We start from the raw sequence: 25347 nt of genomic DNA, 5'->3' as shown, positions 1-25347 counted from the left end.
TGCAGTGAACGTATCCCTGGTGTCCTGTTGAAGCATTATGCACGAGAGGAGCTCGCGATGACCGCGCTGTCGCCATGGGCCGTTCCGAGCGGAGCCGGGGACCGGCCGGCCGTCCTCGGGGAGATCGAGCGGCGGGTGTTGTGGCTCTCGACCGCGATCATCGATCACGCGAACAGGGTGCGGCCCAATCCGTCGGGGTTGAAGGTCGGCGGTCATCAGGCGTCGTCGGCTTCGATGGCCACGTTGATGACGGCGTTGTGGTTCGAGCATTTGCGTGGGGGCGACCGGGTGTCGGTGAAGCCGCATGCCTCGCCGGTGCTGCACGCGATCAACTATCTGCTCGGTGAGCTGGACGAGAAGTACTTGACCACGTTGCGGGAATTCGGGGGGTTGCAGTCCTATCCGTCGCGGACGAAGGACCCGGACCCGGTGGACTACTCGACGGGCTCGGTCGGAATCGGTGCTACGGCACCGATCTGGGGAGCGCTGGCCCGCCGGTACGTCGCGACGCTGGGGGAGCAGGCAGGAGCGGGCCGGCAGTACTCGCTCGTCGGCGACGCGGAACTGGACGAGGGCGCGGTCTGGGAGGCCGTCGCCGATCCGATGGTCGCGGAGCTCGGCGAAATCGTGTGGATCGTGGACCTGAACCGGCAGAGCCTGGACCGGGTCGTGCCCGACATCGGCGCGCCGCGGCTGCAGGGAATGTTCAGCGCCGCGGGATGGCAGGTGCTCACGGTGAAGTACGGGCGGTTACTGGAAGAGCTGTTCGGACGCCCGGGCGGCGAGGCGCTCCGCCGCCGGCTGGACGAGATGAGCAATCCGGAGTATCAGCGGCTGCTGCGGTGTGATCCGGCCCAGTTGCGCGACCGGCTGCCCGACTCGCCCGAACTGACCCAGCTCGTGTCCACTTTGGATGATGAAACCGTGTGCGCCGCGATCCGTGATCTCGGTGGACACGACCTGGGGGCGATCGGGGACGCGTTCGCCCGCATCGACGACACTCGCCCGACGGTGATCTTCGCCTACACCGTGAAGGGGTACGGGCTGGCCAGTGAGGGGCACCCGCAGAACCATTCGTCGTTGCTGACCGCGGATCAGTTCGCCGAACTCGCCTCCCGCCTGGGCATGTCGGTGGATTCGCCCTGGCAGCGGTTCGCCGAGGACAGCCCGGCGGGGCGGGTCTGCGCCGCCACGGCCGAACGGCTGCGCCGCGAGCCGGTGCCCGCCGGCGCGGTTCCCGCGCTGCCTACCACCATCGGCCGCACGCCCTCCGGGAGAGCCACGACGCAGGCCGCGCTCGGGCGCGCGTTGCTCGACCTCACCCGCGAAGCTCCGGATGCCGCTCGCCGGGTGGTGACGCTGTGCCCGGACGTCAGTTCGTCGACCAATCTCGGCGGCTGGGTGAACAAGGTCGGCGTCTGGTCACCGGACGAGCGCCGCGACTGGTTCGACGATGACGCGGAAACGATCCTGCACTGGCGGGAGCGCCCGACCGGCCAGCACGTCGAACTGGGGATCGCCGAAGGCAACCTGGTCGGTGCGCTCGGGGAGTTCGGCGCGACCTGGTCGCGGTGGGGGCAGCCGCTGCTGCCGATCGGGGTGCTCTACGACCCGTTCGTCGAGCGCGCGCTGGAGCCGTGGTCGTTCGGGATCTACGCGGGCGGGCAGTCGATCCTGGTCGGCACCCCGTCGGGGGTTTCCCTGGCCCCGGAAGGCGGTGCCCACCAGTCGATCACCACTCCCTCCGTGGGGCTGGAACAACCCGGCTGCGTCGCCTACGAGCCCGCTTTCGCGATCGACGTCGAGTGGACCTTGCTGGCCTCGCTGTCCCGGCTCGGCCGTCCGGACGGGACCAGCGCCTACCTGCGGCTGTCGACCCGGCCCGTGGACCAGACCTTGGCCGCGGTGCCCACCGACCCGGCCGCCCGTGAGCTGCGCCGTCGGCAGGTCGTGGCCGGTGCGTATCCGTTGCGCCGGTGCGAGGGGAATCCCACCGTGACGATCGCGGCGATGGGCGCGATGGTTCCCGAAGCCCTCGCCGCGGCCGAACGCCTGGCGTCGCTGGGCATCGCCACGGATGTCGTGACCGTGACCAGCCCGGGCCTGCTTTTCGACGCGGTGCGGGCGCGCGCCGGCCATGGCCAGGCTGACACCTGGGTCCTCGACGCCGCCTTCCCTGCCCGCCGGGCCGCACCCATGGTCACTCTGCTCGACGGTCATCCGCACACCCTCGCGTTCCTCGCCGGGATCAACCAGGTCCGTGCCCGGCATCTCGGCGTGACCCGCTTCGGTCAGTCGGGCGACCTCGGCAGCATGTACCGGTATCACGGCATCGACGCGGACAGCACCGTCGCCGCCGCCCTCGACCTGATCTGAAACCAGCCGCAGGTCGCGATCCTCGCCACCGGGGCGGTCGTCCGCCTTCTCGACGGGCATGATGTCCGCGATCCGGGGAGTGAGCACCCCGGCTTCGGCTTGCTGAGGGAGCCTGTCGAGTTGCGCTCGAGCGCCCACGTACTGGTTGACGAATACCGGATGCCAGGCGATTTCGCGCTTTTCGCTACCGGTGTAAAAGCGCAGGGTGGCGATCCTGCCACCGTTGCGCACGGCAGGGAGCACCTGGGGGAAACCTACGGCTTCATTTGTCCTCCGGGGTGAGTTCGTTCGCCTGTGGTGCGACCATCTTGACTTTTTCTCGGATTTGCCAGTACCCCCGAAGAGGGGCCTGGGATGTCTTTGTGGACAGTGTTTCGGCCTGCCTGTCTCAATCGGATGTCGTGTGGACTTGCGGCCTGCTCGCCGGAATTTGATCTCTCCGGTGACCGGAAAGAAGCCATCGCGGAGGCCCTGGTGGTGGCCACCTTCACCCGTCCGGCTGATTACCGGGCCGTGTTCGATGAGATTCAGTTGGGGACACGAATCGAATGCGGGGGGGGGGCAGGGGTCATGGCCGGGAACGGGGATGTCGGCGAGATCGGTGTCGGGTCAACGGACGCGACCGAAAAGATTGACGGTCTACACCTGACCGCGACCGAGGTGGGTCATGTCACACGATCCGGTTTTGATCTGGTGAGTGGCATTTCCCTGGTCTGCCGGCCGGGTGAGCTCGTCACCGTCATCGGGCCCAGCGGAGCCGGTAAAACGGCCCTGCTCGACCTGCTCGCCGGTCTGCGCCCGCCCAGCAACGGCACGGTGCGGCACAACGGCGCCGCTCCCGGCCTGGTCGGTTATGTGCCGCAGGACGACATCATCCATCGAGACCTGCCACTGGCCCGCACCCTGCGCTATGCCGCCCGCCTCCGCCTACCGGCCGGCACCTCCAGTACCGACCTGGATGCCGCGGTAGCCGAAGTCCTCGCCGTACTCGGTTTGACCGACCGCGCCGGGCGTCGTGTCGGGTCGCTCAGCGGCGGGGAACGCAAGCGAGCCAGTATCGCGGTGGAACTGCTCACCCGCCCGCCCGCGCTGTTCCTCGACGAACCGACCTCCGGTCTGGACCCGGCGACCGCGCTGGACCTGATGGCGCTGCTGCGCCGCATCGCCGACGGGGGCAGCACGGTCGTGTTCACCACGCACAACCCCGCTGACGTCGCCGGCTGCGACACCGTCGCGGTGCTCGCGCGCGGACGCCTCACCTTCGCCGGCACCCCCGCCGCCGCCCTCGCTCACTTCGGCGCCAACACCGTCGAGGGCATCTACCAATTCCTGAAGGAACCCGAGCTGCCGCCCTGGTCACCGGAAGTCCCCGGACAATTCCCGGCCGCGCCGCCCCCTTTCGAACCGCCGCGGCTTGGCGCGTTCGGCCAGTGGCGCCTGCTCACCACCCGCGGTCTGGACCTGTTGCTGCGCAACCGGTTGACCCTGGCCATCCTGCTCGGCTCGCCGGTGATGATCATCGTGATGTTCCTGATGCTGTTCCGCGCCGGCGCGTTCGACTTCGCCGATCCGAGTCCGAACACCACCGTGATGATCCTGTTCTGGATGGCGTTCGGCGGTTTCTTCTTCGGTCTCACCTATGGCCTGTCCCAGATCTGCGACGAGTACCCCATTCTGCGCCGGGAACGTTTCACCGGCCTGCGTCTGGGCCCCTACACGTTGAGCAAACTGGCCGCCCTGCTCCCGCTGCTGCTCGTGGTCGACGCGGTGCTGCTCGTTGTGCTACGCCTCACCGACCGGCTGCCAGCGCTGGACTTTCCCGGTCTGGCAACCCTGTTCGTCACCTTGGCGCTGTCCTCGGGTTGCGCGCTCACCCTCGGGCTGCTGTCCTCCGCTTCGGTCAGCAAGCCCAGCCAGGCCACGCTGATGCTGCCGATGTTGTGTTTTCCCCAGGTGCTGTTCGTGGGCGCGTTCCTGCCGGTTCCGGTGATGGCCGCGGCGGGCCGCTGGGTCAGCTACGCGATGTCCAACCGCTGGGCCTTCGAAGCGCTCGGCCACACCGCCGGCCTGCCCGGCCTCTGGCGCTCCGGCGGTTCGCCGCTCGGACCGCCGCTGCTCGCGTCGTACCAGGACACGTTCGACCATCCGGTCTGGGTGGACTGGGTGATCCTGGCCGGTTTCCTGCTCCTGGCCGCCATCGCCACCCAGGTGGTGCTCACCGTGCGAACAAAGGGAACGCGGCGATGAACCAGGTCACCGCGCCGTGTGCCACCGATGACGAGCCTGCCGAGTTCCTGGCCCACTACCCCGAGTACGAGAGCACCCGCCGGATCGACGAACTGCGCGCCACCGAGTACCGCTATCTCGACCACGACCACCACGTTTACCTGGACTACACCGGCGCCGGTCTCGCCTCGCTCACCCAGTACCGACTGCACCACGACCGGTTGGTCAGCGGCTGTTTCGGCAACCCGCACTCGGTCAACCCCACCTCCCGGGCCACCACCGAGCTGGTCGAGCAGACCCGGGCGAAGGTGCTCAGCCACCTCAACGCCTCGCCCGAGGAATACGTGGCGATCTTCACCCCGAACGCCAGCGGTGCCTGCCGTCTGGTCGGCGAGGCCTACCCGTTCGGCCGCCGCACCCGGTTGGTGCTCACCTTCGACAACCACAACTCGGTCAACGGCATCCGTGAGTTCGCCCGCGCCCGGCATGCCCGCTTGCGGTATGTCCCGCTGGAACCGCCCGAACTCCGGATCAGCGACGACGTGCTGCGCACGATGCTGCCCCCGGGGCGCGGCCTGTTCGCCTATCCCGCGCAGAGCAACTTCTCCGGCGTGCGTCACCCGCTGCACTGGGTGGACCTCGCCCACGAGCGTGGCTACGACGTGTTCCTGGACGCCGCCGCCTACCTGCCGACCAACGTGCTCGATCTCGGTGCCGTGCACCCGGACTTCTTGACGGTCAGCTGGTACAAGCTGTTCGGCTATCCGACCGGGGTCGGCTGCCTGGTGGCCCGGCGGGAGGCGTTGGCCCGGCTGAGACGGCCATGGTTCTCGGGCGGGACCATCCAGGCGGTCAGCGTCAAGGGCGACTGGCACTCGATGGCACCCGACGAGGCCGCGTTCGAGGACGGCACACAGAACTACCTGTCCATTCCCGACGTGGAAACCGGCATGTCCTGGCTGACCGGCATCGGTGTCGAGCTGATCAACCGCAGGGTCCGCTGCCTGACCGGCTGGCTGCTGGACCGCCTGATGTCGTTGCGGCACAGCAACGGCACCCCGATGGTCCTGGTCTACGGACCGAAGGACACCGTGGACCGCGGCGGCACCGTGGCGTTCAACTTCCTCACTCCCGATGGCGCGATAGTCGACGAGCGCCTGGTCGAGCAGGAGTCGGCCGCGGCCGATATTTCGCTTCGCGCCGGATGTTTCTGCAACCCCGGTGCCGGCGAGGTCGCGTTCGACATCGTCGACAAACGCATGCTGCGGCGGCTCCTCGGCCGGCGCATCCCGACCATCGACGAGTATCTGGACCGGCTCGGCCTTCCCAGCGGCGGCGCGATCCGGGTCTCACTCGGCATCGTCTCTTCCGTCGCCGACGTCCAGCGGTTCCTGAACTTCGCCGAACGCACCTATCGCGATCGCCGCGTGGACACCAGCGGCCTCGCGCCCAGGACCCGCTGCTGACCCTGCGATGTCATCGGTCACCGGTTCAGCCGCTCACGCCAGGGGCGGCGCGGAGCCGAGGACCTCGTCGAACCGGTCGCCCGCGTCCGGCGGCAGTGGGCCCGCGCACTCGATGCCGAGGCGCTCCGCGAGATCGCGGGTGTGCAGGCGAACGGAGGCTTCGACGAGCTGGGCGTAGGTGTCCGTCGCCGCCCGGGTGCGTCCGCGGGCGGCGATCGCGAGCACGACCGCGACCACGCCGGCGGGCCACCACAGGGCGGCGAGCGGCGCACAGAGCAGCGCCCAGGCGCCGAGTTCGGCGGCACGGGTCATCGACGTGCGTGCCGCCGTGATCTCGGTCCGCTCCTGCTCCGGCAGCACCAGCCACAGGTGCGGCCACAGGAGCGCGAGGTCGAGACGATGGTCGCGTCGCAGGCGCTCTGAGACGCCGTGGATGCGGTCACCGCTCCAGGTCGGTCTGTCCGGGCGTTCCGGGGCGATCGCCGCCCTGGCGCGGAGCGCGGTGTGGCGCCGCTCGGCGTCTACGGTGCGCCCCAAGGCTTTCGCGTGCGCGGCTTCGGTCCACGCGGCGCTGTACTCGCGATGCGCCTCGTCCCATCGCTTGCGCCGCGCGCGGATGCGCCACCCCGCGAGCGGGCGGATCCAGCGCGGCCACGAATGCCATCCGGCCGCCAGCGTCACCCGCTCGATCGCGGCGCCGAGAACGCGGGCGACCAGGCCGGCCGCCACCGATCCGGCGAGCAGGGCCAGCAACAGCACCACCTGACCGCCGGCGGTGCCGACCGCCGGGGCGTGCGCCCAGGCGGTGATCTGGCTTACCAGGTAGGGAACATCCAGCGCACGCGACTGGCCGAGCGCGCGGGCGGTGGTCACGACCGCGAGGTACAGCGCGCCCGGCAACACAAGCAGGCCAAGCCACTTGTCGGCCAGGCTCTTGCCGAGTTGGCCGCCGAACCCGCCGAGGAATCCCGTCACGGCGCCAACGTCGTCCGTCGCAGGTGCGCACCCGTGACCACGCAGACCGGCGCTTCGCCCCGGCCCGGCCAAGCGAACCGGGCGCAGGGACGGCTCGCGCGGGGGCACAGCAACACCGGCTCGTGCGGGCGATCGCGCTCGACCCCGGCGAGCGTGGCCATCGGCGCGTCCCTGTTCCGGCCGAACACGCCGAGCGCGTCCCGGGCTCGCCGCAGGGCGCGATGGACGGCTTCGAGGTGATCGGCGGGGTCGGCCTCATCGCGGAGCGCGGTCAGCAGTTCGTCCAGCCGCCGCGGGCCGTCCGCGGGACCGCTGGTCAGCGTGGTGCGGAGGGAATCCACGTGCTCACAGACATACGCGACGGCGTCCGCGATCTCTTCGGCCGACCTGTTCGCCACTGGCTTCCCCGCAAACGACGACGAATTCCCACGAATCCCCGCGCCGTGAGACCCGGTAATCGTAGCCTGAGCCAAGAGTGCCACAAGGAGGATCGGATGGGCCGCCAGGACGACTTGATCGACCTGCTCGCCCAGTTCGTGGGGCGCATCCGCGAAAGTGGTGATCACGCGCAGGCGTTCGCTCCCGGCGTCACGGAGCCAGCTTCGGAACTGGCCGCCAGTATCGACGAAACGGCCCAGGGCAACGCCGAAGCGTGGTACGTGCTGGGCTGGCTGAGGTGGCTCCAGGCCGAAGCCCTGACCGGGGAAGAGCGGCAGGCCGCGGCCGAGAACGCGTTCGAGCTGCTCCTTCCCGCCGCGAGTTTGCTCGGCACGCTGGATTTCCCCGAACCGCTGATGCCGGCGCTCGGCGACGCGCTCATGCCGCAGCTGGCCGCTTTGACCGAGCGGGCGAGCCGAGCCGGTGACACGGCCTTGCTTTCGCAGGCGATCGCCGTCTTCGGCCAAGTGGTGGGCACGACCTTCAACGACAACCCGGACCTTCCGCAACGGTTGTCGCTCTTCGGCGCGGCGCTGATGGCCCGATTTCAGCGGGCCGGCGACGCGCGAGACCTCGAGAGCGCGCTGAGGGCCCTCCGCCACGCGGTCGGCCTGGGCGCCGGCGACCGTCTCCTCGACACCTATCTGCTGAACCTGTGCGCGATCCTCAAGCTTCGGTACGAGCAGACCGGTGACCCGGCGGACCTGGACGAGGCCATCGACGTAGGGCGCCGTGCCGTCGCGGCGTCGGCGGAGCGGGACAAGACCGTCGCCGCGCTGACGAACCTGAACGGCGCGCTGATCGTCCGGTTCTCGCGGACGGGACGGCGGGAAGACCTGGACGAGGCCACGGAAGCGATCCGGCGAGCGGCCACCACCGCGCGCCCGGAAGATCCGAACCGCCCGGCGATGCTGAACAACCTCGCCGAGGCGTTGCGCGAGAGCTTCGTCCACGGTGGTCCGGTGTCCGATTTGGACGAAGCGCTGCGTGCCGCCCGGTTGGCCGTGCGGACCGGCGAAGGCAGCTGGGAAGCGGCGATGTTCGCGTCGAACCTGCTGAAGATCCTTCGGCACAAGGCCGAGTCGCTGTCGTCACGCTTCCAGCTGTCCGGAGACCCCGGGGAGCAGGACGAAGTGATCGCCACGCGGCGGGAGATCGTGGAGGCGCTCCCGGCCGATGACGACGGCCTGTGCGAATCCCTGACCAGCCTGGCGTACGCGTTGCTCGACCGCTTCAAGCGCACCGAAGACCCGCGTGATCTGGCCGAGGCCGAGGAGGTGGTTCGCGCGGCCTTCCGCGCCGCGTCGACGGAAACCGACCGCGTGTATTGCCTCTCCGACATCTGCGGTGTGCTCTTCGCCCGATACCAGCACGAGGGCGCGCGAGAAGCGCTGGACGAGGCAGCGACCATCGCACGAGGTGTCCTCGCGCGGTCCCTGCCGCCGGGCGTGCTGCTCAACCTGGCGCACCTGCTGGAGCGACGGGCGCAGGTGGCGGCGGATCTGGACGACCTCGACGCGGCGATCACGCTCGTCCGGCGTGCCGCCGCGGCGACCGTGGACGGGGACCAGACTCCGCCGCGGACGTACCTCCAGCTGCGGGCCTTGGACATCTGGAGCGCCCGGATGGCCGGCGAAGCGTTGGGGCACGGGGAAGTGCTCCGCCTGCTCGGCGCTTACCTGTCGCGGCGCTTCGAATGGACCAACGTGCCAGCCGACGCCGATGCGCTGGTCGACGTGCGGCGCCAGGTGGTCGCGGAGGCCGATCGGACGAAGCAGGCCGCGAGCCTCGCGGCGCTGAGCCACGCGCTCAAAAGCCGTTTCCTGGTGTCGGGCAAGCGGTCCGACCTCGACGAAGCGGTGGTGACCGGGCGGCGAGCCCTCGCGCTCGAACCGGAGAACGGCTTGTTCCTGGTGTCGTTGAGCGACACCCGCAGGCTGCGGTTCGAGAACGGCGGCGACAAGGCCGATCTCGACGAGGCTGTCGAAATGGGACGCCGGGCGACCGGCCTCCCCCTGGAGGGCGGCTACCGCGCACAGGCCTGGGCGAATCTGTCCGTGCTCCTGCGCACCCGGTTCGAACGGGAGCGGTTCCCGGCGGACATCGACGACGCGGTGGAGGCCGGGCGGCGGTCGATCGAGGCGGCCGACGAGGAGGACCTCGATCGGCCGAACTGGCTGCTCACCTACGCCGAGGCGCTGCTCGTGCGGTTCCGGCACGCCGCGCGGCGTGCCGAACCGGACAAGGAAGTCAGAGAGTCGGACCGGGCGGAGGCGATCCGTGTGGCCTCGCGACTCGTCGCCCGCACCGCCACCTCGCCGAGGGTGCGGATCCGGGGCGCGAAAATCGGCGCCTGGATGGCCGTCGAGGAGCGGGAGCCCGGCACGGAAGACCTGAAGCTCGCGGCTGACCTGCTGGAGACGGCGGTGCACCTGATCCCCGAAGTCGCGCCGCGCAGCATGCGTCACCGCGAACAGCACGACGCCCTGGAGACGGCCTCCGGGTTCACCGACGACGCCGCGGCGTTGGCGTTGCTCGCCGAAGATCGCGCTCCGGGGGAGCGGGCCCAGCGCGCGCTGTCGTTGCTGGAAGCGGGACGAGCCGTGCTGTTGAGCCGGCTCCTCGATACCCGTGGCGATCTGACGGACCTCCGGGAGGCTCGCCCCGACCTGGCCGCGCGCTTCGCCAGGCTGCGCGAACTCCTGGACGCCGACGACGCGAACGCCGACCGCATCGGTGTTGCCGGACAGCTGGCGGCCACGCTCCGGGAGATCCGGGACGTCGAGGGATTCGGCACCTTCGCCCTGCCGCCGGCACCGGGGGAGCTTCGCGCCGCCGCGGCGCAGGGCCCGATCGTCACGCTCAACCTCGCCTACGGTGGCCACGCGCTCCTGCTCACCACCGGCGGCGTCACGGCATTACCGTTGCCGGGCCTCACCGTGCGGGCGGTGATCGACCAGATCAACAACTTCCACGTGGCGTTGCGCGAAGCCTACGACCCGGACGCGGACCGCGCGGCGGCCCAAACCGTGTTGAGCGACGTACTGAAATGGCTCTGGGACACCGTGACGGGCCCGGTCCTGGATTCGCTCGGCTACCACGGAACCCCTGAAGCCGGCGAGCCTTGGCCCCGGTGCTGGTGGGCCCCCGGCGGGTACTTCAGCCTGCTGCCGCTGCACGCCGCCGGTCACCACGACGATCCGGCGGGCGACCGGACGGTCATGGACCGCGTCGTTTCCTCGTACACGCCGACCATCCGGACGTTGCGCCACGCGCGCCGGCGCACCCCGGCTGGTAGCCCGAGTCGTTCGCTGATCGTCGCGATGCCTTCCACGCCAGGGCTTTCCGACCTGTCGAACGTCCGCGCCGAGGCCGAGCTGCTGACCACGATCCTGCCGGGTGCGGTGACGCTGACGGAGCCGGACCGCGAGCAGGTGCTGGCGGAACTCCCCGGACACCAGATAGCGCATTTCGCCTGCCACGGCCGTTACGACGTCGAAAACCCGGCGGCCGGCAGCCTCCTGCTGCGCGATCACGAACGGACTCCGCTCACCGTCGGAGACCTCAACGCGGTGAATCTCGACGGCGCGCGGCTGGCCTACCTTTCCGCCTGCCACACCGCGGTGAACCCCAGCGACAGGCTGCTCGACGAAGCGATGCACCTGGCGGGAGCGTTGCAGGCGGCCGGTTTCCCGCAGGTGGTCGGCACCCTGTGGGAGCTGGACGACGAGGTCGCCGTCGAGATCACCGAGGACTTCTACCGTGGGCTGGCCGAGTCCGACGGAGCCCTCGATCCCGGCCGCGCCGCCCGCTCCCTGCACCGCGCGATCCGGGCTCAGCGGGACCTTTACCCCGCCACGCCTTCATTGTGGGCCGCGCACCTGCACTTCGGCGCGTGATCAGAGCCGGCCAAAGATGATCTTGCGCAGCGTCGGCAGGTAGCGGACGAACGGATCGTTCTGAAAGGACAGCGGACCCGACCGCAGTTGTGTGGCCCCGAAACCGGGGCTGTCGGGGCGAGGGCCGTGCACGCCGTCGGGCGTGCCGTCGCCGCCGGCGGAGGCGGCGTAGACGGGACCGTCGAAGCGCAGTGCGCTCGCCGACTCGACTCCGGCTCCCGCGCATCCGAGGAAGACCAGCGCGTCGGCCTCCAAGGCGTAGTCGCGCCCGGTAAGCCCGGCGACCAGGCCGCCGTAGCCGCGCGCGATCACCACGACCCGGGCGGGTGTGCCGTAGCGGCCGTGTGCGGCTGTCACCGGCAGTGCGGCGAGGAAACTGGCGAGCCGCGGGGCGGCCGCGGCGGCGAACGACGGATCCCCGGCCTGCGCGGCGCTTTCCGGCGGGACGTAGTCCGCCCACGTGATGATCGAGACGTCACGATCCTCCTGGCCGGAGGCGATCCTGCCGTAAAGGCTTTCCGCCTGGCCCTGGAGCTGGTCGACAGCGGGGAAACCGCCGCCGATCCCGTGGACCAGGACGACGACGTAGCGCGCGTTGTCCGGGTTGTTCCGTGCGAGGATCAGCCGCCCTTCGTCGGGGTGGAAGCCTATGAGCATCATGCGTTCGTCGTCGGGCATGGCCGCAGTGTGCCCGCTTCGCCACGCCGGTGCAGCCGTTTTCGCCAAACGCCGGCTCCATGTGCGGTCCAGAGTGGAGCCGGAAAGGCTCCGCCGGACCTGTCCGCGACGAAGCGGTCAGAGGAAGCGGCGGAGTTCGTTTTCCGCGTGCCGCACCGCCGGGGCCATCGGAAGCCGTGCCGGTTCCAGGAGGTTCCGGGCCATGCGGCGGGCTTCGGGCTCTCCGTTTTCGTAGGCGGCGACGAGCTTGTCCGCGTGGGTGTTCTTGATCGTGTCCGCGTACGGCGCTTCGTAGGGATCCACCACACATTCGACCAGCGCCGGGCCTTCGTGCGCCAGCGCCGCGGACAGCACATTGCGGGCCTGGCCCGCCTTCTCGATCCGGAACGCCTCGAGGCCACACGCTTCGGCGATCTTCGCGAAATCGATCGAGTGCAGTTCACAGCCGTGCTGCGGATTGCCCAGCAAGGCGTTCTGCTCCCAGACCTCCAGCGCGAGGGAATCGTTGCGCAGCACGATCACGGTGATGTCAAGCCGGTACTGCGCCAGGGTGGCGAGTTCGCCGAGCCCCATGGACATGGCGCCGTCGCCGTTGAACGCGATCACGGGACGGTCCGGGTGCGCGGTCTTGGCGCCGATCGCGTACGGGACCGCGGAACCCATCGTGCAGTAGGTGCCGGAGAAGGAGTAGTTCATGCCGCGCCGTAACCGCAGCCGCCCGCCCCACGCGGTGACCGTGCCGGCGTCGCTGGTGACGATCGCGTTGTCGGGCAGCAGTTCCGACAGCTCCCAGGTGATCGTCTGGGGCCGCATGGGAACGACGTCGTCGTGGGCCTGCTCGCGCAGCACGTCCCACCACTGGCTCATCCCGGCCTGGGCGTGTTCGAGGAACGCGCGGTCGGTCTTGCGCCGGAGCAGCGGCATGAGGTCGGTCAGCGTGGCGGCGGCGTCGCCGGCCAGGCCGACCTCGATCGGATAACGCAGGCCGAGGCGGGCGGGATTGAGGTCGATCTGCACGCCGCGAGCCTGCCCGGGCTGCGGCCAGAACTCGTAGAAGGCCGTGGCGCTGCCGACGATGAGCAGGCCGTCGCAGTTCTCGAACGCTTCGTGCGAAGGCCGGGTGCCGATGATGCCCATCCCGCCCGTGGTGAAGGGACTGTCGTCGGGAACGGCGTCCTTGCCCAGACCGGCCTTGACGATGGGGGCGCCCAGCGTGTCGGCGATCCGTTCGAGGGCGTCGCCGGCCCCCCGGGCACCGGCGCCGGCCACGATGGCCACGCGGGTGCAGGAGTTGAGCACCTCGGCAGCCCGTTCCAGCTCTTCGCGGGGTGGCGCGGGGATCTGCACCTGGGCCGCGGTGGAGGTGTGCCGGGGAGGATTCTTGGGCGAATTGGTGTCTTCGGTCTGGGACTGGATGTCGGCCGGGATGGCCAGATGCGCCGGCGCGCGGGCCGCCAGCGCCTTGCGGACGGCGAGATCGGTGGCGTTGACGGCGTGCGCCGGACCCATGACCCGCTCGCTGAACGCACAGGCGTCACGGAACAGGAAATCGGACTCGACGTCCTGCATCAGGTGCGCGCCGATGACGTCGTGGTAGGTCATCCCGGTGATCGCGAGGACCGGCACGCCGTCCATTTCGGCGTCGTAGAGGCCGTTGAGCAGGTGGACCGCGCCCGGCCCGGCGGTCGAGACGCAGGCGGCCGGGCGCCCGGTGAACTTGGCGTATCCGACGGCGGCCAGCGCGGCGTTCTCCTCGTGGCGTACGTGCACGAACCGCATGCGGTCGGCATGCGTGCGCAGAGCCTCGAAAAAGCCGTTGACCGCGTCCCCGTTGATACCGAAACAGGTGTCGATACCCCACTCCAGCAGTCGTTCGACGATCATGTCCGAAGTTGTTTTTGCCATGATATGTCCGTTTGCTCGGCGCGACGGTTGACAATGTCCGGCTACCCGCGAAAACGGTGCCTACGCGTGGGTTTCGATGGTCACCACCCGGGAAGTCGAAGTGGTATTCGAAGTCGCGGGGAAGGCGGGGCGATGACGACATCCGGGGTGCTGAACCGGGGCGCGCTGGCAGCCGGACTGGCCGCCCGGGTCGCCGGTGAGGTCCGTTTCGACGAGGGATCGCGAGCCCTGTATGCCAACGACGCGTCCATCTACCGGCAGGTTCCGGTCGGGGTGGTGATTCCGCGCGACGCAGGCGACGTCGCGGCCGCCTTGGCGGTGTGCCGCGAACACGGGGCGCCGGTCATGGCCCGCGGTGGCGGTACCGGCCTGGCCGGGCAGACCGTCAACGACGCGGTCGCCTTCGACTTCTCGAAATACATGAACCGGGTACTGGAAATCGACCCGGACCGCCGCACCGCGCGCGTTCAGCCGGGGCTCATTCTCGACCACCTGCGCCACGCGGCCGGGGAACACGGCCTGACCTTCTCGGTGGATCCGGCGACCCACGACCGGTGCACACTGGGCGGGATGATCGGCAACAATTCGTGCGGCACGCATTCGCAGCGGGCGGGCAAGACCGTGGACAACGTGCTGTCGCTCGACGTGATCACCTATGACGGCCTCCGGATGACGGTCGGCCCGACTCCCTGGGACGAATACCAGCGCATCCTCGCCGAGGGCGGCCGGCGCGCCGACATCTACCGGCGGTTACGAGCGCTTGCCGAACGCCACGCGAAGGAGATCCGGTTCGGTTTTCCGAACGTGCCCCGCCGGGTCTCGGGGTTCAACCTCGACGACCTTCTCGACGAGAAGGGCTTCAACGTGGCGCGGGCGCTCGTGGGCAGCGAGTCGACGTGCGTGCTGGTCGTGGAGGCCACCGTGCGGCTCCTGTCCGATCCGCCGAACCGGAGCCTGCTCGTCGCGGGCTTTCCCGACGCCGCCACCGCGGCCGACCACGTGCCCGAACTCGCCGACACCGGCGTGATCGGGCTCGAGTGCTTCGACGCGGGTGTCATCGACAATCTGCACAAGCACGGCATCCAGTTGCCCGGCATGGACGAACTGCCCGAGGGCGGGGCGTGGCTGCTGGCCGAATACGCCGGCGAGACCCGGGCCGAAACCGATGCCGAGGTGGAACGCGCCGCCAAGCTGGTCACCGAGCCCGGTGTCACCACCGTGGTCGAAGATCCCCGGCGTCAGGGCGAGATCTGGGAGATCCGCCGGTCCACCATCGAATACACCCGCATCCCCGGCGAGCATGCCGGGCTGGCCCTGTGGGAAGACGCCGGGGTGGCCCCGGAGCGGCTCGGCGACTACATCCGCGACTACTGCGCGCTGGTCACGCGGCACGGCTACCACACTGTCCTTTTCGGACACTTCGGTCAGGGCTGTATGCACAACCGGCTCGACGCCGACCTCACCACCGCCGCCGGAGTGGAGAACTTCGAGCGTTTCCTCGACGAAGCGGGCGACCTCGTGGCCCGCTACGGCGGTTCCCTGTCCGGTGAGCACGGTGACGGCCAGCTTCGCGCCAACCAGCTCACCAAGATCTTCGGATCCGACCTGGTCGGCGCGTTCGCCGAATTCAAGCGGATCTGGGATCCCGAAGGCCGGATGAACCCGGGCAAGGTCGTGCATCCCTACCCGCCGGGGTCGAACCTCGCCACCGGCCCGGCCTACCGGCCACGGTCCGTGCGCACCCACTTCGCCTACCCCGACGACGAAAACGGCTTCGCGGACGCCGCCAACCGGTGCTTCGGGATCGGACTGTGCCGCCACACCTCGGGCGGCACCATGTGCCCCAGTTTCATGGTGACCCGCGAGGAGAAGCACTCCACCCGCGGTCGGGCCCGGATGCTGTTCGAGATGATGAACGGCCATCTCGCCCCGGATTCGCACGGCAAGGGCTGGCGGGACGAGCACGTCAAGGATGCCCTCGACCTGTGCCTGGCCTGCAAGGGCTGCAAGGGTGACTGCCCGGTCGGCGTGGACATGGCCACCTACAAGGCCGAATTTCTGGCCCACTACTACCGGGGCCGGTTGCGCCCCCGGTCCGCCTACGCCCTGGGCCTGATCCCGGTGTGGGCCCGGTTGGCCGCGCGTGTTCCGCATCTCGCCAACGGCGTGCTCGGCACGCCCGTGCTCGGTCGCGCCGCCCGGTGGGCCGCCGGCGTCGCGCCACGGCGTGAAGTGCCCCGGTTCGCCCACCGCACCTTCCGGTCGGCGTTCGCCGGGCACCAGGGCCGCCCCCTCGGCCGTCCGGTGGTGCTGTGGCCGGACACCTTCACCAACTACTTCACCCCGGACATCGGCATGGCGGCGGTCCAGGCTCTTGAGGCCGCGGGGTTCACCGTGACGATCCCCGACGCGGTGCTGTGCTGTGGCCGTCCCCTTTTCGATTACGGCATGCTGCCCACCGCCAAACGGTGGCTCCGGCGCGTCCTCGACGCCCTGCGGCCCGCACTGACCTCCGGCGTCCCGATCGTCGTCCTCGAACCCAGTTGCCTCGCCGTCTTCCGCGACGAACTGCGCAACCTCTTTCCCCACGACGCCGCGGCGCGCCGCTTGGCCGGACAAGCCCGCTCACTGGCCGAACTGCTCACCAGCGGCGATTACGAGCCACCGCGACTGAACCGGAAAGCGCTGGTGCAGGGCCATTGTCACCAGCAGGCCGTCATCGGCACCGAAGCCGACACCGAACTTCTCGAAGCCATGGGGCTCGACCTGGCCCGCCCCGACTCGGGTTGTTGCGGCATGGCCGGCAGCTTCGGTTACGAACGCGGCGAGCATTACGACGTCTCCATGGCGGCGGGCGAACGGGTCATCCTGCCCGCGGTCCGGGAGGCCGACGACGCGACTCTCATTCTCGCCGACGGCTTCAGCTGCCGCAGCCAGATCGCGTCCGGAACTCACCGTCGCGCGCTGCACCTGGCCGAGGTCCTCACGCTCCCCGATGGGGGTTGAGAACCCTCGCCGGTCACCTGGCTTCTCGACTTCGGACGCGGTCAGGGAAAGGGAAGTCGGCCTTCACGGCCTTGGCCGGTCCTTTGTGGACTCCCAGCCTGGCGCCGGCGAATCCCGCCGCCGGCGCCGACCGTCAACCACAAGCGGCATACCGGCCCGTTACGGTTTGGGCTGGGAGGTGGCCGAGCGGCCCACCCTGGTGCCTACTCCGGCGAGTTCCGCCACCAGCAGGATGATCCCGAACGCGGTGACGAGCACACCGATCGTGCCGATCGCGAGGGGAACGCGCACGGCGGCGGTGACGATGTCGGTGATTCCGCCCAGTACGGTGAGGATGCTCAGGATCATCACGACGCGGCGCCTCGGCGCGGGCTGATGGCGAGTGGGGACCCGGACCTTGTCCACCGGTCCCGGCCGGGGCACCGGAGGGCTCATCCGGAGTTCTTGCCGCGCCGGAACAGCGGCGGCGAAAAGACCTGCTATCGCGGCGAGCACCGGATCGTCCGACAGGACCCGGTCCATACCAGCCAGTGCGCGTCGTTCTTTGAGCGTCAGAGCCATCATTCTCTCCAGGCTGATTTGCGTCTCCACTGTCCTTTCGTGCGACGCGGGCCCCATCGGCAGCCCTCGGCGACACTCGGTTCCTACCCGCCTGGCTGCCGGTCAAACGCCGGTCAGGCCGAATCGGTTGTGCGAAGATCGGGGATTTCGGTATGGCGGCGTAGATCAGAACGCGGCGGGTTTTCCCGCCGCGCCGATGGCATGATTTTCGAGGGGGTGTGACGGCGTCACGCCGCCACACCCACGGTTGTCGTCAGCGGGTGCGTCGCCCGGTCCGGGCACCGGTCGCGGCCATCGCCAAGCCGAGCAGCACGGCGACCCCGCCGGTGATGACGTTGTTGACGATCATGTTGACCGGGACCGGGCTGCCGAGCACGACCCACGGGACGATGATCGTCCACACCCCGATGATCGGTGCGACCCAGGCCAGGTTGTGCGTGCGGCCATAGGCCGAAGCGAAACCGATCGCCAGCACGGCCAGCGCCAGCCCGACGATGAGGTTGTTGGTCGCGACGTCGGAGTGGTTGGTGAAGCCCACGACCCACGGCGAAACCGCGGTGTACAGCCCGGCCAGGAAGGTGAAGCCTTCCAGCGCGCGGGCCACCGGCGTTTCGGCCGCGCGGTCATAACGGGCTCGCAACTCCATCAGATCGGGATGCTGTTCGATGCTTGTCGTATTCGTCATTCTTTCACCTCCACTTCCGGGGTTCCGAAGTATTGCCGTGGACAAACATGGAATAATGTGACGCGTGACGCGCCGACGGACGGCAGGTCAGGCGGATCCTACCGCCAGTGGTCCGGGTCGAAGTCCGGGATCGGCCCATGATTGCGGGTGTAGAACGCCTCGAGCGGTGTTTCCCGCTCCGAGGCCAGCGCCGCGCGGGGCGGTTCGGCGTTGAACGGATCTCGTTGGTGCACGATCATGTCGTCGCGTTTGCCCCATGAACCCCTATCGCCCAGGTACCCACACGGCCATGGCATACGCCGGGTTACGCGGTGTGTCTTGGGTTCACAGGAGCTTGTCCAGGGTGATCGGCAGGTCGCGGACGCGTTTGCCGGTCGCGTTGTAGATGGCGTTGGCCACGGCGGCGCCGACCCCGGTGATGCCGATCTCGCCGACGCCGTGTGCGCCCATGGGTGCGTGCGGGTCGGGAATGTCGGTCCAGATCACGTCGATTTCCGGCACGTCCCTGTGCACGGGTATGTGGTATTCCGACAGGTTCGGGTTCATGATCCTGCCGTTGCGCTCGTCGAACAGGGTCTCCTCCATGAGCGCGAGTCCAAGGCCCATGATGATCCCGCCCCGGAACTGGCTTGCCGCGGTCTTGGCGTTCATGATCCGGCCGCAGTCGAACGAGCCGAGAAAACGGCTGATCCGGATCTCGCCCGTGACGGCGTTGACGCGTGCCTCGCAGAACATCGCGCCGTAGGAGCGCATGGACCAGGTCGTCATTTCCTGCGATGGCGCCCCGGACGCCTCCACCGACAGTTCATCACGGCCGGAGCGGGCCAGGATGGAGGTGTAGCTGTCGAACCGGTCCGGCTCGCCGAGTTTGCACAGCCCTCCGTCGGCGCAGCCGACCTCCTCGATCGTCAACCCCGCGAGCGGAGAGCCGTGGCCCGCCATCTTGATCAGTTCTTCCACGACGTCGCGCTGGGCCGCGCCGATCGCCGCGCCGACCACGGCCGTCTGCTGGGCACCGCCGGCCAGGATCTCACCCGGCAGCGTCGAATCGCCGTAGCGGACCTTCACCTGGTCGAGGCCGAGGCCGAACCGCTCGGCGGCGACCATCGCGATCGTGGTCTCGGTGCCCATGCCCATTTCGTGCGCCGCGACGTCGACGGCCAGGGTGCCGTGGCCGGTCAGGGTGACCCGCACCGCGCCGCCCGGCAGGCGGACGTAGCCGTGGGACGCGGTGGCCATTCCCATGCCGGACAGCCATTCGCCCTCGCGTCGTGTTCCGGGCGTGACGCCGCGCCGGGACCAGCCGAACCGCTCGGCGCCCGCACGGAAGGTCTCCACCAGGTGCCGGGACGAGAAAGGCCGGCCCGACGCCGGGTCCTTGTCCGGCTCGTTGCGAATCCTCAGCTCGATCGGATCCATGCCCAGGCGCTCGGCCAGTTCGTCGACCGCGCACTCCAGTCCGAACGAGCCGACGGCCTCACCCGGTGCGCGCATGAACGTGGTGGCCATCGTGCTCAGGTGAGCGGCTCGCACCTCGAGCTTGAAGCTCCCGGCGGCGTAGAGGGACCCGGACGAGGAGATGAAACTCTCGGCCATGTTGTGGTGACGGCTCATGCCGCAGAAACCGGTGTGGATGAGGGCGTCGAACCGGCCGTCGGGTCGAGCGCCGATCGCCACCCGCTGCTCGGTGTTCGCCCGCCCGCCCACCACGCGATGGACTCCTTCGCGGGTAAGGGAGACGCGCACCGGCCGCCCGGATATCCTCGCCGCCGCCGCGGCGAGGATGTGGTACGACCACAGACCCTTGGCGCCGAACCCGCCACCGACATGGGGCGAGCTGAGGTGAACCTGTTCCTGGGACAGGCCGAACGCATAGGCCAGCGACCAAGCGGCGTGGACGACCCCCTGGCTGGAATCGTGGACGATCAACTCGTCGCCGCTCCAGGCGAGGGTGACCGCGTGAGGCTCGATCGCGCTGTGATTCTGCCTTGGTGTCCGGTAGATCTCGTCGACCTTGACCGGCGCGGCCGCCAGCGCCGCCTCCGCATCGTGGATCTCGGTCTTCAGCAACCGTCCATAGTGGAACGCGGGCTCACCGCCGGCGGCCTTGGCCTGGTCGAACGAGGTGACGGCCGGTTCGGCCGCGTAGTCGGCTTGGACCAGGGACGCGGCGTGCCCGGCCTGCTCCGGGGTTTCCGCGAGCACCACGGCGATGACCTGGCCGTTCCAGTGGATCCGGTCGTCCTGCATCACCGGCAGGTTGTCACCGGCCACCGACTTCCCCTCGGTCCACCAGAGCGGCAACGCCCTCAGTTTCGGCGCGTTCCGGTGGGTCATCACCAAGACCACGCCGTGCTCTCGTTCAGCCTCAGCGGTGTGAAGCTTCATGATGCGGCCCTTGGCGATGGTGCTGAAGACCAAAGCGGCATACACCATGCCGTCGAACCGGAACTCGGCCGCGAATCGCGCCGCGCCCCGCACCTTCCGGGGTCCGTCCACTCGCGACACCGAGGTGCCGAGCAAGCGGTTCTTTTCCTGGTCTCCCAACGGGTCGGGGACCCCGTCCGGGCCCCAGGTGCCCGGGGCCGGTCCGACCGCCGTGTCCACCGTCGCCCTGGCTGCTTCGTGTCTCGTGCTCATGATGGCTGGTCTCCGGCGAGGTCGGTCAGGACGGCCGTGATGGTTCGTCGGGCGAGTTCGATTTTGAAGGCGTTGTGGCGCAGCGGGACCGCGTTCGCCAGCTCGTCGTCGGCGGCGGAGCGGAAGTGCCGCGCGGTGGCGGGGGCGCCTCGGAGTGCGGCTTCGGCCCTCCAAGCGCGCCAGGGCTTGGGGGCGACTCCGCCGAGTGCGATCCGTACGTCGCTCACGATTCCGTCCTGGACGTTGAGCGCCGCGGCGACCGAGACCAGGGCGAAGGCATAACTGGCGCGGTCGCGGACCTTGCGGTAGGCCGAGGACGCCGCGACCGGCAGGGCGGGCAACTCGACCGCGGTGATCAGTTCACCAGGCCTGAGCACGGTTTCCACCTGGGGCCGATCCTCCGGCAGCAGGTGGAGTTCGGTGATCGGTATCGTCCGCTCGCTGTCGGCGCTGCGGAGGTGGACGGTCGCATCGCAGGCGGCCAGCGCCACGCACATGTCCGAGGGGTGGGTGGCGCAACAGGCGGTGGAGGCGCCGAGGATGGCGTGCATGCGGTTGAAGCCTTCGATGGCGTCGCAACCTTGTCCCGGCCGGCGCTTGTTGCAGTGTGCGCCGTCTCGGTCGTAGAAGTAGGCGCAGCGGGTGCGTTGGAGGATGTTGCCGCCCACTGTGGCCATGTTGCGGATCTGCGGGGAGGCGCCGGCCACGATCGCCTTGCTCAGCACGGGATATCTCGTCCGAACCAGGCGGTGCTCCGCCACGGTGACGTTGCGCGCCGCCGCGCCGATCACCAGGCCGCCGTCGGTCTCCTCGACAGTGTCGGCCAGGCCGGTCACGTCGACCAGGGCCGTCGGCCGCTCGATGGTCTCCCGCATCAGGTCCACGAGATTGGTTCCGCCGCCGAGGTATTTGGTGCCTCCGGCGTCGGCGAGCCGGACCGCGTCGGCGGTGTCGGCGGGTCGTGTGTAGGTGAAGGGCCTCATCGCGGCGGCTCCGCATAGGTCGCCGCGATGGCGCTGATGATGCCGTTGTGCGCGCCGCAGCGGCAGAGGTTGCCGCTCATCCGTTCCCGGATCTCGTCATCGGTCAGCACGATCTTTTCGTCGGTGATGTCGGTGGAGACGGCGCAGGGGACCCCGCGTCCGGCTTCCGCCGCCATGCCGATCGCCGAGCAGAGCTGACCGGGTGTGCAGTAGCCGCACTGGAAGCCGTCATGGTCGATGAACTGCTGCTGGAGGGGATGGAGTTCGTCACCGGCGGACAGGCCCTCGACGGTGGTGATCCGCCGCCCGTCGTAGGCCACCGCGAGCGCCAGGCAGGAGAGGATGCGTTCGCCGTCGGCGAGTACCGTGCAGGCCCCGCAACCGCCCTGGTCACATCCCTTTTTCGTGCCCGTGAGCGCCAGACCTTCGCGGAGGAGGTCGAGCAGGGAAACGCGCGGGTCGGGCGGGAGTTCCACCGCGACTCCGTTGATCACGACAGGCATGGCTGCCTCCTCTTCACGGCCGGCGCTCCGGCCGTGCGGGTGGGTTCTTCGGGCGTGAACTCGAATCGGGGACGATGCCGGATAGGCTGTCCGGCATCAGGTTAGCGAATGCCGGATAGGCTGTCCACCAAACTGGCGAAGACGGACAGGAGACTGCTGGTGACTTCGGGCAAGCCCTCGTTCCCCACGAGGCGGGCGGCCGCGGCGCGTAACCGGGACAAGATCCTCAGCGCCGCCTGGGACGCTTTCTCCGACCCCGCCGCTGAGGTCTCGATGGCCGAGATCGCGCGTCGCGCCGGCGTCGGCATGGCCACCCTTTATCGCAACTTCCCCGGGCGTCAGGAACTTCTCGAGGCCCTCTACGCCGACGAGGTCGACGCGCTCTGCGAGGCCGCCCGCGCCGAGGACGGGCAGCCGCCGGGCGAGGCGCTCACCACCTGGCTCCGCCGGCTGTTCGCCTTCCTCCCCGGCAAGCGGCTCATCGTCTCCGAACTCCTCGAACTGACCGACCAGGACAGCCCTCTCGTGCACAGCAGCCGCGCCCGGGCCCTCGCCGCCGGCCGGCCGTTGCTGACCGCGGCGCAGCAGGCCCGCGAGATCCGTGCCGACCTCACCCTCGAACAGATCTTCGACATGATCGCCGCCATCGCCAAGATCCACAGCGACCCCGGCTACCTCGGCCCCATGCTCCACACCATGCTCGACGGACTTCGCCCGCCGACCTGACGGGTGCCGGCGGTGGAGGGTGCCGGGGTTTCACGATCAGCGGCGATGGACCTGTCCGGGTACCTGCGCGAGTTCGCCGATCGGCTGTGGCGGACGAGCCGCCGACGTCATTCGTAGGAACACCCCGGATTGGGCTGGTCCACCGCCAGCGGTTGCCCGACCGGACTGCGGTAGAACACTTCGAGCACGACGTTCGTCGTGCCGAGATTGCGTCCGATGTGGACGTATCCGGGACCGCTCTCCTCGGAGATCACCTGACCGGCGTGGTAGACGCCGTCGCTCTCGCAGGTCGCGTCGTCGTGGCTGAGCACGCCCTGCTTGACGTAGTCGGTCACCTCGCCGGGGTGGTAGTGCCAGCCCGTGCTGCCGCCTGGTGCCAGGGTGATTTCCTTGAGCACGTAGTCGGTGTTCCCGGCGACGTGGTCGAAAATCGTGACCGCCGTAACGCCCCGGCCGGGCGTGGCGCCCGCCGTGGCGGGCAGCGCGATGAAGGTCAGGCAGGCGGTGACCAGCACGAGTGGTTTCCGGTTCATTCGGCTGAGCCCAGACCGTGTGAATGGACATGAACACGAAACCCTGGCGGCCGGCTCCTCGCCGAAACGGGGGAGTGGCCGCCGTCGGCCCGGTGGCCGGTCGTCGTCCACGCGGACACGGTTGTCAGGGTCGGCGAGGTCTTCGCTGGTCAGGTAGACGTCGATGCTCCTCGACGGCGGCCGCCGCGTTCCGCACCAGCATCAAGTACCACTGGTTGCTCGGTGGCAGTTTCCTGGAACATCCGGCCGGGGAAGGCATCAAACACCCGTACCGGGTGTCCATTGTGGATCGTGAGCGCGAGATCACCGACGGCGTGGCGGACTTCCGGGTCGCCTCGGAGCAGTACTGCCTTTCTCGACGACGAGTCGACCATCCCGTTCGTTCAGACCTTTCACGAGCAGAGCGCCGTTCACCTGGCCGACGGCTTCTACCGGGCGACCGGCCGTCCCATCGTGGCGGTGACCTCGATCGGAGCGGGGGCAAGCAACACCGTCATCGGCATGGGTACCGCCTTCACCGGTTCGACCAGCGTGCTGGTCATCAGCGGTGGCCCGCCCACCCACATGCGGGGTCACGTCCTGCTGCAGGAGTTGGATCGCTACACCGCGAACGACTTGGCCCGACCGCACCGTCGTATGTGTGCTGGGCGACGGCGATTTCCTCATGACCGCCCAGGAAATCGCGCTCAGCGTGACCATGGGTGCGCCGGTGGTGTTCGTCGTGCAGAACAACGCCGGATACATGTCGATCCGCGGTGGTCAGCGCAAGCAGACCTCGCGCCACATCGGCACGGAGTTCTCGCGCCCGGACGGCAGCCCCTACAGCCCGGATTTCGCCGCGCCGGGCGCCTCCTTCGGCATCGAATCGTGGAAAGTGTCCGATCCGGACTCGCTCGAGCCGACGCTACGCAACCTCTGAGCTACCGGGTTGATTTCCGGTCGCGGTGCGGGTCGCGGCACACCGTCAACGAGGCGCCATTCTTATGGCGCCGTCGAGGCGGATGACTTCGCCGTTGAGCATGGGGTTGGCCACGACGTGTTCGACCAGTGCGGCGAATTCGGATGCTTCTCCCAGCCGTGCCGGATGCGGGACCTGAGCGGCGAGCGATTCCTGGGCTTCCTCGGGAAGGCCGGCCATGGCCGGGGTCCGGAAGAGCCCGGGCGCGATCGTGACGACGCGGATGAGTTTACCGGCGAGGTCGCGGGCGACCGGCAGGGTCATACCGACCACTCCGCCCTTGGACGCGGAGTATGCGGCCTGGCCGATCTGCCCGTCGAAGGCCGCGATCGAGGCGGTATTGACGATCACACCACGCTCTTCTCCGGCCGGTGCCGCCGCCGCCATCCGCTCGGCGGCGAGCCGGATCGCGTTGAAGGTGCCGACGAGGTTGACCATGACGACCTGCTTGAAGGTATCGAGGGACAACACGGTTCCCTTGTGGCTCAACACGCGGCCGGGCGTCACCACACCGGCGCAGTTGACGAGTACACGAAGCGGCCCGAGGCGCGATGCGGTGTCGAGCGCCGCGGCCATCTGCACCTCGTCGGTGACATCGGCGAGGATACCGGTGACACTTCCGGGGCACCCTTTTTCGACCTTGGCGTCCACTGGCGCCCGGTCGGCGAGCACCACGTGCGCTCCCGCCGCGGCCAGTCGCAGGCCGGTGGCCAAGCCCAGGCCCGATGCGCCTCCGGTGACGAGCGCGGCCGTATCGCGAAGTTCCACGTTTTCTCCGTTCTCTCGCAA

General features: G+C 69.2%; 19 protein-coding genes and 1 pseudogene. 8 read left to right on the top strand and 12 right to left on the bottom strand.

Annotation, left to right across the window (positions count from 1 at the left end):
• Positions 1-57 precede the first annotated feature (57 nt).
• The 3 genes from ACFSXZ_RS05140 (at position 58) to ACFSXZ_RS05130 (ending at position 6068) form a co-directional block, all read left to right on the top strand.
• Positions 58-2376 carry a transketolase-like TK C-terminal-containing protein gene (locus tag ACFSXZ_RS05140; protein ID WP_378261742.1) on the top strand — a complete coding sequence of 773 codons (2319 nt, stop codon included), beginning with the start codon at positions 58-60 and terminating at the stop codon, positions 2374-2376.
• Between the two features lie 693 nt (positions 2377-3069).
• Entirely contained in the window at positions 3070-4623 is a 1554-nt protein-coding gene (locus ACFSXZ_RS05135; protein ID WP_378261740.1) for an ABC transporter ATP-binding protein/permease, read from the top strand.
• Positions 4620-6068, top strand: coding sequence for an aminotransferase class V-fold PLP-dependent enzyme (locus ACFSXZ_RS05130; protein ID WP_378261738.1), 1449 nt, complete (start codon positions 4620-4622; stop codon positions 6066-6068). The genes ACFSXZ_RS05135 and ACFSXZ_RS05130 overlap by 4 nt, the downstream gene beginning before the upstream one ends.
• Positions 6069-6101: 33 nt before the next feature.
• Here the strand turns inward: ACFSXZ_RS05130 and ACFSXZ_RS05125 are convergent, their stop codons facing one another.
• The gene (locus ACFSXZ_RS05125) at positions 6102-7043 is read right to left on the bottom strand and encodes a hypothetical protein (RefSeq protein WP_378261736.1); all 942 of its coding nucleotides are present in this window, start codon (positions 7041-7043) and stop codon (positions 6102-6104) included.
• On the bottom strand, positions 7040-7441 hold the full coding sequence (locus ACFSXZ_RS05120) for a hypothetical protein (RefSeq protein ID WP_378261734.1): 402 nt from the start codon (positions 7439-7441) through the stop codon (positions 7040-7042). Before ACFSXZ_RS05120 ends, ACFSXZ_RS05125 begins: the two co-directional genes overlap by 4 nt.
• Positions 7442-7537: 96 nt before the next feature.
• On the opposite strand from ACFSXZ_RS05120, the gene ACFSXZ_RS05115 reads away from it, so the two are divergent.
• Positions 7538-11380 carry a CHAT domain-containing protein gene (locus ACFSXZ_RS05115; RefSeq protein ID WP_378261732.1) on the top strand — a complete coding sequence of 1281 codons (3843 nt, stop codon included), beginning with the start codon at positions 7538-7540 and terminating at the stop codon, positions 11378-11380.
• Here the strand turns inward: ACFSXZ_RS05115 and ACFSXZ_RS05110 are convergent, their stop codons facing one another.
• Positions 11381-12058 carry an alpha/beta hydrolase gene (locus ACFSXZ_RS05110; protein ID WP_378261730.1) on the bottom strand — a complete coding sequence of 226 codons (678 nt, stop codon included), beginning with the start codon at positions 12056-12058 and terminating at the stop codon, positions 11381-11383.
• Between the two features lie 117 nt (positions 12059-12175).
• A complete protein-coding gene (locus ACFSXZ_RS05105) occupies positions 12176-13963 on the bottom strand; it encodes a thiamine pyrophosphate-dependent enzyme (protein ID WP_378261728.1) in 1788 nt (595 codons plus the stop codon).
• 132 nt (positions 13964-14095) lie between these two features.
• Between ACFSXZ_RS05105 and ACFSXZ_RS05100 the strand changes: the two genes are divergently transcribed.
• On the top strand, positions 14096-16969 hold the full coding sequence (locus ACFSXZ_RS05100; RefSeq protein ID WP_378261726.1) for an FAD-binding and (Fe-S)-binding domain-containing protein: 2874 nt from the start codon (positions 14096-14098) through the stop codon (positions 16967-16969).
• Between the two features lie 159 nt (positions 16970-17128).
• On the opposite strand, the gene ACFSXZ_RS05095 is transcribed toward ACFSXZ_RS05100, so the two are convergent.
• The 6 genes from ACFSXZ_RS05095 to ACFSXZ_RS05070 form a co-directional block, all read right to left on the bottom strand.
• The gene (locus ACFSXZ_RS05095) at positions 17129-17533 is read right to left on the bottom strand and encodes a hypothetical protein (protein ID WP_378261724.1); all 405 of its coding nucleotides are present in this window, start codon (positions 17531-17533) and stop codon (positions 17129-17131) included.
• Positions 17534-17783: 250 nt separating this feature from the next.
• A complete protein-coding gene (locus ACFSXZ_RS05090) occupies positions 17784-18215 on the bottom strand; it encodes an SPW repeat protein (RefSeq protein WP_378261722.1) in 432 nt (143 codons plus the stop codon).
• Between the two features lie 98 nt (positions 18216-18313).
• Positions 18314-18454 (bottom strand): hypothetical protein, encoded by a 141-nt coding sequence (locus ACFSXZ_RS05085; protein ID WP_378261720.1) that lies wholly within the window; start codon positions 18452-18454, stop codon positions 18314-18316.
• An 85-nt stretch (positions 18455-18539) separates the two neighbouring features.
• Positions 18540-20855 (bottom strand): xanthine dehydrogenase family protein molybdopterin-binding subunit, encoded by a 2316-nt coding sequence (locus ACFSXZ_RS05080; RefSeq protein WP_378261718.1) that lies wholly within the window; start codon positions 20853-20855, stop codon positions 18540-18542.
• Positions 20852-21838 (bottom strand): FAD binding domain-containing protein, encoded by a 987-nt coding sequence (locus ACFSXZ_RS05075; protein ID WP_378261716.1) that lies wholly within the window; start codon positions 21836-21838, stop codon positions 20852-20854. The genes ACFSXZ_RS05080 and ACFSXZ_RS05075 overlap by 4 nt, the downstream gene beginning before the upstream one ends.
• Positions 21835-22341, bottom strand: a complete 507-nt coding sequence (locus ACFSXZ_RS05070) for a (2Fe-2S)-binding protein (protein WP_378261714.1) — start codon at positions 22339-22341, stop codon at positions 21835-21837. Before ACFSXZ_RS05070 ends, ACFSXZ_RS05075 begins: the two co-directional genes overlap by 4 nt.
• Before the next feature lie 108 nt (positions 22342-22449).
• On the opposite strand from ACFSXZ_RS05070, the gene ACFSXZ_RS05065 reads away from it, so the two are divergent.
• Positions 22450-23067 (top strand): TetR/AcrR family transcriptional regulator, encoded by a 618-nt coding sequence (locus tag ACFSXZ_RS05065; RefSeq protein WP_378261712.1) that lies wholly within the window; start codon positions 22450-22452, stop codon positions 23065-23067.
• Positions 23068-23174: 107 nt separating this feature from the next.
• On the opposite strand, the gene ACFSXZ_RS05060 is transcribed toward ACFSXZ_RS05065, so the two are convergent.
• Complete coding sequence (locus ACFSXZ_RS05060; protein WP_378261710.1) at positions 23175-23600, bottom strand: cupin; 426 nt, start codon at positions 23598-23600, stop codon at positions 23175-23177.
• Positions 23601-23822: 222 nt separating this feature from the next.
• On the opposite strand from ACFSXZ_RS05060, the pseudogene ACFSXZ_RS05055 reads away from it, so the two are divergent.
• A pseudogene (locus tag ACFSXZ_RS05055) lies at positions 23823-24140 on the top strand (thiamine pyrophosphate-binding protein); the annotation flags it as partial.
• A 7-nt stretch (positions 24141-24147) separates the two neighbouring features.
• Complete coding sequence (locus ACFSXZ_RS05050) at positions 24148-24519, top strand: thiamine pyrophosphate-dependent enzyme (RefSeq protein WP_378261708.1); 372 nt, start codon at positions 24148-24150, stop codon at positions 24517-24519.
• Between the two features lie 45 nt (positions 24520-24564).
• Here the strand turns inward: ACFSXZ_RS05050 and ACFSXZ_RS05045 are convergent, their stop codons facing one another.
• The gene (locus ACFSXZ_RS05045; RefSeq protein WP_378261706.1) at positions 24565-25326 is read right to left on the bottom strand and encodes an SDR family NAD(P)-dependent oxidoreductase; all 762 of its coding nucleotides are present in this window, start codon (positions 25324-25326) and stop codon (positions 24565-24567) included.
• Positions 25327-25347 lie beyond the last annotated feature (21 nt).

It is taken from the genome of Amycolatopsis pigmentata (assembly GCF_042684065.1).
Lineage (GTDB): Bacteria > Actinomycetota > Actinomycetes > Mycobacteriales > Pseudonocardiaceae > Amycolatopsis_E > Amycolatopsis_E pigmentata.
This window is presented reverse-complemented; position numbering and strand designations above follow the sequence as displayed.

Coding starts and splice junctions, on each gene's coding strand:
- ACFSXZ_RS05140 (WP_378261742.1), top strand. CDS start 58: ATGACCGCGCTGTCGCCATGGGCCGTTCCGAGCGGAGCCGGGGACCGG.
- ACFSXZ_RS05130 (WP_378261738.1), top strand. CDS start 4,620: ATGAACCAGGTCACCGCGCCGTGTGCCACCGATGACGAGCCTGCCGAG.
- ACFSXZ_RS05115 (WP_378261732.1), top strand. CDS start 7,538: ATGGGCCGCCAGGACGACTTGATCGACCTGCTCGCCCAGTTCGTGGGG.
- ACFSXZ_RS05110 (WP_378261730.1), bottom strand. CDS start 12,058: ATGCCCGACGACGAACGCATGATGCTCATAGGCTTCCACCCCGACGAA.
- ACFSXZ_RS05105 (WP_378261728.1), bottom strand. CDS start 13,963: ATGGCAAAAACAACTTCGGACATGATCGTCGAACGACTGCTGGAGTGG.
- ACFSXZ_RS05100 (WP_378261726.1), top strand. CDS start 14,096: ATGACGACATCCGGGGTGCTGAACCGGGGCGCGCTGGCAGCCGGACTG.
- ACFSXZ_RS05095 (WP_378261724.1), bottom strand. CDS start 17,533: ATGATGGCTCTGACGCTCAAAGAACGACGCGCACTGGCTGGTATGGAC.
- ACFSXZ_RS05090 (WP_378261722.1), bottom strand. CDS start 18,215: ATGACGAATACGACAAGCATCGAACAGCATCCCGATCTGATGGAGTTG.
- ACFSXZ_RS05085 (WP_378261720.1), bottom strand. CDS start 18,454: ATGATCGTGCACCAACGAGATCCGTTCAACGCCGAACCGCCCCGCGCG.
- ACFSXZ_RS05080 (WP_378261718.1), bottom strand. CDS start 20,855: ATGAGCACGAGACACGAAGCAGCCAGGGCGACGGTGGACACGGCGGTC.
- ACFSXZ_RS05075 (WP_378261716.1), bottom strand. CDS start 21,838: ATGAGGCCCTTCACCTACACACGACCCGCCGACACCGCCGACGCGGTC.
- ACFSXZ_RS05070 (WP_378261714.1), bottom strand. CDS start 22,341: ATGCCTGTCGTGATCAACGGAGTCGCGGTGGAACTCCCGCCCGACCCG.
- ACFSXZ_RS05065 (WP_378261712.1), top strand. CDS start 22,450: ATGCCGGATAGGCTGTCCACCAAACTGGCGAAGACGGACAGGAGACTG.
- ACFSXZ_RS05060 (WP_378261710.1), bottom strand. CDS start 23,600: ATGAACCGGAAACCACTCGTGCTGGTCACCGCCTGCCTGACCTTCATC.